This window comes from Chamaesiphon sp. OTE_75_metabat_556, from assembly GCF_031378165.1.
In the GTDB taxonomy this organism is placed as follows: domain Bacteria; phylum Cyanobacteriota; class Cyanobacteriia; order Cyanobacteriales; family Chamaesiphonaceae; genus Chamaesiphon.
In genome coordinates this window covers 1-10,808 of sequence record NZ_JANNDR010000159.1, presented here as the reverse complement: position 1 = coordinate 10,808, position 10,808 = coordinate 1, and the positions used below count along the sequence as shown (strand labels likewise).

Here is a 10,808-nt window from a genome sequence, read left to right as displayed (position 1 = left end):
GACTCGTTACGATCTATTTTCTGCTAAAGCAGAAGTGACAATGAAACAATTTGGAGCGGCAATTACCCCCGCTCAGCGAGCACAAGCTAGTAAAACAGATGCAGCATCAACAAGATTGTTTGAGTTGGAAACTAAGGCTTTAAAATTGGTAAAAGAAGGTAAACAAAAAGAAGCTTACCAAATCTTAATTGGTGCTGAATATACAGCCCAGAAGAAAATTTACGGTGATGGTAGTGCGGCCGTATTGACAGATGTAAGTCGCTCGATTAATGCAGAGCTTAAAGATTACGAACAAAAGTTATTATTTTCGATTGTTTTTGCTGGTGCTACTTTACCGATATTGCTAGTTACCTGGAGTTTCGTGTTGGCTGCTATTCGTGACTATATTCGCGACAGACAGGCAGCGGCAGCGATGGCGGTATCGAGAACAGAGCTACTCCAAGTCAACGATCGACTCAATCAAGAGGTCGATACTCGGCTGCAACAGGAACGACAAATTCGCTTGGAAAGTGAGTTGCTCCAGTCGGATGTCAGTCATATTTTGGATGTAGTTTGCTCGATCGAAGAAGGCGATCTGACTGTCAAGGCAGATGTCAACGAACGGGCGACTGGATTGGTTTCCGATACTCTCAACCGGTTGACCGAATCACTCGATCGGATTGTTTCGGCAGTAGTAAATGCCGCCGAACAAGTCACCACAGATACTGGCAAAATGGCACTGACCGCCGTAGAAACAGCTCAACAAGCCCAAGTCCAAGCGATCGAAGTCCAATCGGTTCAGTCGCTAATGAACAATATTAACTCTTTGACCACCGATTCGCGGCAACAAGCGATCGCCACCGCCACTGCCGTCCAACAGGCCAAATCGGCAGTAATCTCTGGTAAACAAGCAATCCAAAGTACCACGGATGGGATCGGTACGCTCCAGCAAGGTACCAACCAAATCGTGAGACGATCGGAACTCCTGACCGAATTCGTAGACTTGGCCGCTCAATTTTCCAAGGAGCAAAAACGAGTCGCCGCCCTCACTCGCGTCCTCGCGCTCAACGTCTCCACCCTTTCCAGTCGGGCGATGCAAGAACGCAATCCCGACCAGTTTGCTAGTCTTGCCAGAGAATTTGAAACCATCGCGATCCAAGTTAGCAGCCTTGCTACCGATACCAATCAGAGTCTGGCATCACTCCAACAACGCACTGATCGCGTCCAAACAGTTACTTCTGGTCTGACTCAAGATATCGGCGATATCAATCTGCTGGTGCAGAAGTTTACGACTGAAATCGGTAAAACGAGCCAAGCATTCGACAATATTCAATCTGTCACCGATCGAGTGGCCGAGATGAGCAACCAAGTCAATAGCTCCAGTCAAGATATCGTGCGCGTAGTTAGCGACGCGCTGACAGCCATTGAGTCGATCTCCACCGCCGCTCGATCGACGGAAGCCAATGCGAGCATGACTCGCGAGCAAGTCCAGTCGATGGGAGATTTGGCCGACAAGCTGCTGGGCATGGTCGAGTTCTTTAAGTTAAGTCAATCGACCTCCGCACTCCAGCCCGCGATCGAATCAGGTGACTTGTCATCAGTTTATCAACAGACGCCTAGCCAGTTGATTCCAGTTTAGGGGATAGAGGGTAGTAGCTAGAGCGATCGAACGCGATCGTCCCCTCGCCTCGCAGTCCCCAAGCCCCCCCAGTCCCTCCGTCCCCCAGTCCCCATACCCCGATTCCTTCATGAACCCGATCGATGCAGCAGAAGCCGAGTTGCAGCAAGAGCTGCGCGAAATGTTTATTGTCGATACCCAGCAAAATCTCGATGCTTATTTTGACCCACTCCAACGATTGAATCCCCAGTCTTGGGTTGCGGATATCCAGCAGCTCTATCGAGCGATTCATACGATCAAAGGTGGTGCTGTCACCGTATCTGCCGATGCGATGCTTCAGGTGGCGATCGTCCTCGAAGATCTCCTCTCCGATCTGCGGTATTTGGAAGTCGCACCAGATTTTGCAGATGGTGAATTAGCCCAAATCTTGCTCGAAGCTGGCGAATTGCTCAGTAGTAGTATCGAAATCACCGAAACTGGCGATGCCGCGATCGCCCAAGTACAGCCGACGGTAAAGCGATTGGTAGATCTGGGCGATCGAGTCAAACAACTCTATCTATCCGACTGGAGCGAACTCAAGCAGGTACATCAAGAATTTGCCGAGCAAGGCTTTGAACTGGTGATCCTGGATTTGGAAATGGCACTCGACAAGTTGCCAGAGCAGGGGGTCGTGCCAGCTACCGCGATCGATGCGGCGCAAGCAACGATCTCCCAACTGACACAAATTGGTGTCGATATCGAATTGGCTGAGGGTTGGACGAACTTGCTGGACGACTGCCGATCGCTAATCGATCGACCCGATTGTCAATTGTGGACGGCGGTATGGTTTAAATATTTTGAACTGCTCAAAGCTTGTGTCAAAAATAGCGGTAACATCCTCGCAACTGACCGAGATCTAGTCTCCCAGCTCGTGCTGACTGTCAAATCTGCCGTGATCGCCGCTCCGGTAATTACGAGCGATTCACAACCCACTGGCAACTTAGCAGATTCACTCGATCTGTTCTTCAGTGACGATGAAGAAGATCGTAAAGATGATGAATTTGCGCCACTCGATCCTAGTTTCAGTGTCGATGCTGCGGGACAGCCGCTGCGCGAACGAGCCGATGAAAATCTAGTGGATCTGTTAGATGATTTCTTCTTAGCAGAAGAGGTTGAATCGATCGAGATTAACGAACCACTTGCCGCGCCAGTGTTCGCGGCCGCAACTGCTGTGAATGAATTAGATCGTGAATCTCTAACAGACGATCTAAATTGGCATGTTGCCACCGATCGAGCTGCCAGTGATGAATTTGCATCGGCAATCGACCTTGGTTTCGATCCTCTCCCTCAATCGCCGATCGACGCCGATCTCGATACTCTCACTCAATCGATGTTGTCACTAGAAGATATTAGTGGCAATCTCGCCACCTGCGATCCAGAGTTCGATACCTTCACTCAATCTGAGATCGAACTGGCAGAGCAGATCGCACAGCCAACAGCTTTAGATCCAGAGTTCGATACCTTTGCCCAATCGACCTTTGAGATCGACGACTTCGATCGCGATCTCAGCGATATCTTCGTCGTTCTCAACGAACGCCTGGACGAGGAATCATTAGGATCGAGCGATCTCAGTTTGCTGGTCGAGCGTCCGCAACTAGTCGCCCCCGTCGAGCCAGATCGGCTCGAATCGATCGACAGCTTGCCAGATTTATTAGATGATTTCTTTAATGAGTCAGACGATCTGAGCATGGATTTTCAGGCATTGCCGCTCGATCGCTTAGCTCGATCGGTAATGCCTGCAGAATCGAGCGATGAATTAGATATCTTTGCAACTTACACCGCAGCAACTGCCCAGCACGTCGCGATCGATCCGGCTCAGGTTGAAAACGCGATCGTCTCGACACCAAGTGTACCAACAATTCCCGCCGTAGCTACTACTCCAGATCTAGTTGCGCCAGTCAAACGGAGCATCCAAATTCCCGTTCCCCTCGAACGGCTCGACAAATCCGCCCAACACGTAGTTGAAACCCTCCTGACTGCCCGCGCCGTCACGAGTATCTCCGATCGATTGCAACTGCAACTCAATCAATTAACTACGCTCACTCGCGAAAATTCGCAGTTTGTGACGCGGCTGCGCCAATTGCAAGATGACTATGCCTTGCTGCGCAACCTCAGCGACGAACAACAAGATACTGGCAATAACGTCACCCTCGAACGTTATCGCCAAGGTTATTCGACGATCGTCCGGTTGCTGGAAAATATCCTCCGGCTCTCAGAATTAGGTCAAGAAATCGAGTCCTCGACCTATCAAAGTGCGATCCGCATGGATGCCCTCGATCGGAGTATCGTCCAGCTCAAAGATGGGATCGAAGCCAGCCGTCTGGTACCATTTCGGAACCTCACCCTCAGATCCAAAGCGATCCTCCGCGATCTCACCAATCGTTATGGCAAGCCCGCCGAACTGATCGTCGAAAACGAGCACATCGAAATCGACGCTGGGATCGTCCAACAGCTCGAACCAGCATTGCTCCATCTATTGCGAAATGCCTACGATCACGGACTCGAATCCGTTGCCGCCCGCTTGGCTGCTGGCAAACCCGAACGCGGCAAAATCCACATCTCGCTCCAACAACGGGGAAATCTCTACTTCTTGACGATCGCCGATGATGGTGGTGGCATTGATGCCGATCAGATTCACAATCTTGCCAAATCTAAAGGCTTTAGCCTCAATCGCACTGGCACCAACGCGGAACTATTAGCTGTACTATGTCAAGCTGGATTTAGTTCTAGCAGCGCGATTAGCGAAGTCTCTGGTCGGGGTGTCGGCATGGACGTTGTCGTCGCCCAAATCGCCAGTATCGGCGGTCGCCTGACCCTAGAAACCGATCCAGGCCGTGGTACCAAGTTCGCGATCGAAGTCCCTGCACCACAACTATTAATTCCCTGCGTGCTGTTCCAAGTCGGCGATCGCACCATTGCCCTGCCGACCGATCATGTCCTCGAAACCACCCTCCTGAGTTCGGTGAGTGCTGAATCGAGTACCACCGAAATCGGTCGCTGTAACTGGAAGATCGCCAGCGATCTGCGCGGTGCAATCCCTGGCTTCGATCTGCACCAATATTGGCAACCCGGTCACGTGATTGCTGCTCGGACGCTCCCCGATACTGCCGTGGGGATTCGGACTCGTCAAGCTCCCAATACTCCCGAAATCTGGGCGATCGCGGATGACCTGATCGGTCAAGCCAAACTCCTGATTAATCCCCTCCCCAGCCCCCTGATCGCCCCAGTCGGATTGCTCGGCGTCAGCCTCCAACCCGATGGTCGCTTGATTTCGATTCTCGATCCGATTGCCCTGTCTGCGGCGATCTCCAGCACTGCTGTCAATCCAAATCGCGGATCGGCTGAGCTAGATGCCCCAGAACCTAGCTTGGCGATCGCGCAACCATCAGCACCGACAATTCTGATCGTCGATGACGCGGCCATGATCCGTCGCCGCTTTGAGTCTAGTTTGACTACCTATGGATTTATCACCCATACTTGCAACGATGGACTAGAAGCCCTCAACTGGTTGCAGAACAATCCCACTCCCGATTTACTGATTACCGACGTGGAAATGCCCAATATGGATGGTTTCACGCTGATCGATCGGGTGCGTCAAGCCAAAATGGAGCTACCGATTCTCGTCGTCTCCTCCCGCGCCTCTGAAGAGTGGGGCAAAGAAGCCCGTCGTCTCGGCGCAACGGATTATCTCAATAAAGGCTTTGCTACCTCCGAGATGATCCAAAAAGTTAATTCTCTGTTGGGATTGCTCGTCGAAACCCAATTATAGAAATTCGATCGAATTTACGATCTGAAGCCTAGCAGGTGGTCAATACCCACCCGCTAGGTTTCAGGTGCGTTACGCTGGCGCGGTCACATCCCAATCATCAGTATGGAGGCGTTAGCAACGAAGCAGCTACCCCACCAGTAAAAGATGCTAATTGTAACTCGCCATTAGCATTCAATTCCCCTTGACCAGAAAACAACCGTGCGAGTCGAAACCGATGGTAGTTGAAGATCGACAACCCCAATGGCAACAAGTTATGAGTGCTCTGGCCATAAAGCTTGTGGTGTAAGGCTGGTAACTCGTGCCAAGGGCAGCTCATATGGTGGTGATGAGCATTGTGGTAGCCAAAATTGAGAAAGAGTAGATTCAGCCACGGATATTTGACTGACAATAGATTCGAGAAGGTATTTTTTTGCTCGTAAGTTCGATCGAATTGCGGAAAATCAGCTCCCAAGATCGAATAATCATAAGTGTGCTGAAATGCATCGACAAAACGGTTGGTATTCACAAAGCAAATATAAGCTAGGAAGTATAGCAGCAAAGCTTTTGCCGATACCCACGCCAACACTCCAAAGGCGAAGGTACGCAACACCGCCCAGCCCAACGTGCGGCCGAGTAAGTTGCGTTTGGTTGGTGTCATTAACGGATCGAGAATAATCCGCCAGCGCAGTTCAAACTCCAGCACGGGAAAATATAGCCATTCTAGGACAATATAAACTTGGCGTTGCCAGGGACTAATTTCTTGATTGAGATGCTCGACTAGATCGAATCGGACGACATCAGTATGATGTAAATGATGGTGAAAGTGATGCTCGATCAGATTTTCCCACAAAGCATAACAGGCTCCATTCAGACAAGTCATTAACTTGCCCCCAAACACATTGAGCTGGCGAGATTTAAAAATATTGCCGTGAATAAACTCGTGGGTCAATCCAGTGGAAATCACCAAGCTATGGGAAATCGCCACCACACCCAACGTATTCAGTAACCAAGACTGCTGCAAGATCGCTACGATACCCAAAAGATACAAGCTAAGAACATAGGCAATTGCCAAAATATTTTTGAGTTTGGGTTGAAGCATCAAGTCTATACCTATACATTCACAACTGACATTATTCGATCAAGAATATCACAAAAAATATTGATAGCTGGTCTTTTCAGGCACAATCTCCTAGCCGATCGAGTACTGTAACGGATATCCAGGGTGAACGCATCCCCAAGAGTGGTCAAACTAGCAGCATGTGGGATTTAAGTCCGATCGGCTAATTTCAAACTTACGCCAAAAGTCTCTGTGGTTATTGATTTTAGACTAAGTATACTTTGACTAGGCTACTTACGATAAATGTTCTGAATATGCTAATCTTTCTTTCAAGTATTTAACTTTTTATTCATACATTTGTCAATCGCAGATCGTTTGTTAATCTCGAAATACCTATGCAGCAAAACTATACTATCGATCGGAATGGGCTGGACGTTTCGACGATCGAGCATCGGACATCACGGCATAGCCTCCCAAAGCTATCAGTGGAAAATTTATCCAAAGTCTATGTTGGCAAAGGTAAACAACCTGTAACTGCCCTCCAAGATATCAATATCAACATATTTGCTAGAGAGCTGATCTGTCTAGTCGGTACTTCCGGTTGTGGCAAATCTACACTGCTGAATATTATTGCTGGATTGTTACCACCTTCTACTGGTAACGTGTTGGTCGATGGTCGCTGTATTACTGGCCGACCAGGTTCCGATCGCGGGATGGTCTTTCAAGGCTATACCCTTTATCCTTGGCTGACAGTAGCTCAAAATATCGCCTTTGGGTTGCAGTTTCAGCAAATGACCAAAGCTGCCGAGCGCGATCGAGTTGGCTATTTTTTGAATGTAGTGGGGTTAGAAAAATTTGCCCACAGCTATCCTAAACAGCTCTCAGGCGGGATGAAACAGCGGGTAGCAATCGCCAGAGCCTTAGCCAATGAACCAGCAATGCTGTTGATGGATGAACCATTTGGTGCCCTTGATGCCCAAACCAAGGAACAGATGCAAGAGTTTTTGCTGGAACTATGGGAAAAAACTCATGTTACAGTATTGATGATTACCCATGATGTGGAAGAAGCAATCTATCTCTCTGAGCGGATTTATCTACTGGAAGCGGGTCTGGTCAAAGCTGAGATTCCAGTTTGTCTCCCAGCACATCGAGAATTGGATCTCAAACTATCTGCTGAGTTTGTAGATATCAAGAGACAGGTAATTAATTTGATGAGCCAGCATTATTAATTCACATGACTAACAAAAAAGTCTGTGATAACTGGTTTGTAACTCAGCAGATTAATGATGGACTGTATCTGATTACTGAACCACATTATCATTGGTACAATCGCGCTAATTTATGGCTAATTAAAGGCCGAGATCGAGATTTGCTTATTGATGCGGGTTTAGGAGTTGCCAGTCTCCGAGAGCACATCGCTGGATTAATCGATAAACCATTGCTAGCAGTCGCGTCGCACATTCATTTCGATCATGCAGGTGGTATCCATCAGTTCGATGAACGTGCAATCCATGCCGCCGAGGCACAGGCTCTGCGCACTGGGGATGGTCATGAAGCATTATCTTCGCAGCCTGGTTGGGTAAATCTCGATCATTTTGAATCTTTGCCATCCAGTGGTTTCACCGCCGAGCAGTACACATTTAATGCCGCCGAACCTACCCAAATTTTGCAGGAGGGCGATGTCTTAGATTTGGGAGATCGAGCCTTGGAAGTGCTTCATTTACCAGGGCATTCGGCTGGTTGTATTGCCTTGTATGACAATCGATCGCAGGCATTGTTTTCTGGGGATGTGATTTATGACGGTGAACTGCTAGATGAGCTGCATTGTAGTCATATCCCCACTTATATCCAGACTTACGAACGCTTACAAAAACTGCCAGTGGATCTAGTTTATCCCGGACACTACCAGACTTTTGGCACAGATCGCTACCAGCAGATCTTGGGTGAATATCTCGATCGACGACGGCAACCAGGCTGTCCAGCAGATGCTCATCGCGGTTAATGTCGATCGTTATCTAGACCGAAAGTCGAGTTCAACAATAGTCACGGCAGGCAAGTTTTCTTAAATTTTTATTCTACCGGAGTTAACTATCGTGATTGAATCAATTTCTGGTTCCCTTATCGAACCAAGTGAACCGATTGAACCAATCGGGCAAAGAGATCGGCAGTATCGATACCTATCAAATTCGGTATTTTGGAGCATCCGCCAGGGTTTCCCCAAATGGTTATCCTTGCTGCTGGTATTCATGTCGCTAGCGGTACCACTGCTATTATGGACACTCACTAGTTCCCTCCAACTGGTACCGCCGACTTTTCTCCCTACGCCACTGGCAGTATTGGCAGCTGGGGTCAAAATGTTTGCCGAAAATAATCTCTGGGATGATGTCCTGGCTAGTTGTGGCCGAGTAATAGCTGGGTTTCTGTTAGCAGCCATCATCGGTGTCCCGCTCGGTTTATTGATGGGCACCTTTTACAGTATGGACAAATTATTTTCACCACTGATCGGGACAGTCAGGTACATGCCGATTACTGGTTTCGTACCATTAATTATTATTTGGGTTGGCTTGGATGAACCCGCGAAAATATTGATTATTACCCTGGGAGTGGTGCTCTACAACATCATTATGGTGGCTGATGCAGTCAAGTTTATTCCGAACGAAATGATTAATGTGGCTTACACCATGGGAGCCAGTCGTTGGGATGTACTCTTGAAGGTAATTGTACCTGCTACTTTCCCTAGTGTTCTCGATACATTGAGAGTGAATATTTCTGGAGCTTGGAACTTTGTGGTAATTGCCGAATTATTAGCAGCTCAGAGTGGTTTGGGCTTCAAAATTCTCCAGTCCCAACGATTCTTACAAACCGATAAAGTGTTATTTTGTATTCTACTCATTGGATCGATCGGGTTAATACTTGATTATGGATTAAGATGGCTATCACACATCTTAACTCCTTGGGCAGATCCAATCGATCGCTAATGCTAAAATAGTTGCTCAATTCAGCGATCTACCAGCGATCTAATTTTATTTATCTCACAATTTTCACGATCAAAATCAACTTGCTTTATGTCGAAATTATTGTCTTGGTCTCGCTGGATTTTCTTGTCTGTTGTCGCTCTAGTCTTAACTATTGCCTGCACGCAAAAGCCTAATGTTACAGCTCCTGCTAGTAATTCTGCGCCAGTTACCTCATCTGCGCAGCTAGTATCAGGTGCCGTCGATTGGGTTGGTTATTCTGGTTATTATGTTGCATTGAAACAGGGGCTATTCTCCCAAGCCGGCTTGAATAACAAAGAAGTAGTGTTCAAAAATCCTAGTGATGAAATCACTGCTTTATTAGCTAAACAGATCGATATTGCTTGGATGACATCAGGTGATGCGATCCAATCAGCAGCGCAAGATCCATCCCTCAAAATTGTTTATTTAGTCGATTATTCTGATGGAGCTGACGGGATCTTGGGTCGGAATATCACCAAACCTCAGGATCTCAAAGGTAAAGTGCTAGCAAGAGAAAATGTCTTAGCTGCCAGAGTACTATTGCAAGCCTATCTCAATCAGGCAAAATTGACTGAGAGCGATCTCAAAATTAAGGATTTGGACTTTGCGGCTGCGGCGACTGCTTTTGCTGCCAAGCAAGTAGATCTAGCTGTTACTTTTGAGCCTTTTTTAGCAAAATCTGCTAAACAAGGTGGCGGGCAAATAATTTTCTCTAGCAAAGGTACTAACTTAATTGCTGATGTACTCGTAGTCAGAGATAACCTATTGCAAACTCGCAAACAAGACCTTGAAACTTATATCCGGGCTGTCGATAAAGGCGTCAAATTGGTAAATGCTGGCGATCTAGATGCACTTAAAATAGTTGCTAATAAGATGGGTGGCTTATCTGTTGCTGATGTCCAGGAACAGTTGAAAGGAGTGAAGGTATTCGATTTAGCTAGTAACAAGGCAATCGGGTTTGAAAAAGGTAATCCAAATAGTTTGATTGGAAATCTCAATCTGACTGCTCAAGCTGCTGTAGATTTCAAGATGGTATCTAAACCAATCAAGATTGAGTCACTGTATGATGAATCGATCGTCAAATCAATGTAATTGAGGCATGGCGGGCGGCTGTTGCTGTCAATAATGGGGCGCACCTACACAATTTAGCTGTAAGTGTGCCCTTCGATCGTGCCTAACAATCTTCAAACGGTCAGAGATCTGCGACGTACGGCTAGATCATCTCGTTGCCGGAGCCTCTGCTTGGCAAAATCACGATAAGATAGCACTGGCAGGAATCAGTATAATTGCTCATAAGACACCCGAACGCGTGGATACTTGTTTATCTACAGCTAAGGGCTTGTAAAGAAACAACTTCATGTTTTTAGGCAA

At 47.6% G+C, this 10,808-nt stretch carries 7 protein-coding genes; 6 read left to right on the top strand and 1 reads right to left on the bottom strand.

Annotation, left to right across the window (positions count from 1 at the left end; genetic code table 11):
• Together RMO27_RS06680 and RMO27_RS06675 are read left to right on the top strand one after the other, a co-directional pair.
• The coding region (locus RMO27_RS06680; protein ID WP_309730845.1) for a methyl-accepting chemotaxis protein at window positions 1–1,618 on the top strand (1,618 nt) is incomplete at its 5' end.
• Between the two features lie 109 nt (window positions 1,619–1,727).
• Window positions 1,728–5,405: a response regulator gene (locus RMO27_RS06675; protein WP_309730843.1), complete on the top strand. Its 3,678-nt coding sequence runs from the start codon at window positions 1,728–1,730 to the stop codon at window positions 5,403–5,405.
• Window positions 5,406–5,502: 97 nt separating this feature from the next.
• Here RMO27_RS06675 and RMO27_RS06670 read toward each other — a convergent pair whose 3' ends face one another.
• On the bottom strand, window positions 5,503–6,483 hold the full coding sequence (locus RMO27_RS06670) for a fatty acid desaturase (RefSeq protein ID WP_309730839.1): 981 nt from the start codon (window positions 6,481–6,483) through the stop codon (window positions 5,503–5,505).
• A 353-nt stretch (window positions 6,484–6,836) separates the two neighbouring features.
• On the opposite strand from RMO27_RS06670, the gene RMO27_RS06665 reads away from it, so the two are divergent.
• The 4 genes from RMO27_RS06665 to RMO27_RS06650 all read left to right on the top strand — a co-directional run bounded on the left by RMO27_RS06665 (window position 6,837) and on the right by RMO27_RS06650 (window position 10,529).
• Window positions 6,837–7,670 (top strand): ABC transporter ATP-binding protein, encoded by an 834-nt coding sequence (locus RMO27_RS06665; RefSeq protein ID WP_309730836.1) that lies wholly within the window; start codon window positions 6,837–6,839, stop codon window positions 7,668–7,670.
• A gap of 5 nt (window positions 7,671–7,675) precedes the next feature.
• Window positions 7,676–8,443, top strand: coding sequence for an MBL fold metallo-hydrolase (locus RMO27_RS06660; RefSeq protein ID WP_309730832.1), 768 nt, complete (start codon window positions 7,676–7,678; stop codon window positions 8,441–8,443).
• 118 nt (window positions 8,444–8,561) lie between these two features.
• Entirely contained in the window at window positions 8,562–9,419 is an 858-nt protein-coding gene (locus tag RMO27_RS06655) for an ABC transporter permease (protein WP_396133630.1), read from the top strand.
• 87 nt (window positions 9,420–9,506) lie between these two features.
• Entirely contained in the window at window positions 9,507–10,529 is a 1,023-nt protein-coding gene (locus RMO27_RS06650; protein ID WP_309730826.1) for an ABC transporter substrate-binding protein, read from the top strand.
• Window positions 10,530–10,808: the final 279 nt, after the last annotated feature.

Bases quoted from the DNA above. Each gene is read 5' to 3' on its own strand.
- RMO27_RS06650 (WP_309730826.1), top strand. From the start codon at position 9,507: ATGTCGAAATTATTGTCTTGGTCTCGCTGGATTTTCTTGTCTGTTGTC.
- RMO27_RS06675 (WP_309730843.1), top strand. From the start codon at position 1,728: ATGAACCCGATCGATGCAGCAGAAGCCGAGTTGCAGCAAGAGCTGCGC.
- RMO27_RS06670 (WP_309730839.1), bottom strand. From the start codon at position 6,483: ATGCTTCAACCCAAACTCAAAAATATTTTGGCAATTGCCTATGTTCTT.
- RMO27_RS06665 (WP_309730836.1), top strand. From the start codon at position 6,837: ATGCAGCAAAACTATACTATCGATCGGAATGGGCTGGACGTTTCGACG.
- RMO27_RS06660 (WP_309730832.1), top strand. From the start codon at position 7,676: ATGACTAACAAAAAAGTCTGTGATAACTGGTTTGTAACTCAGCAGATT.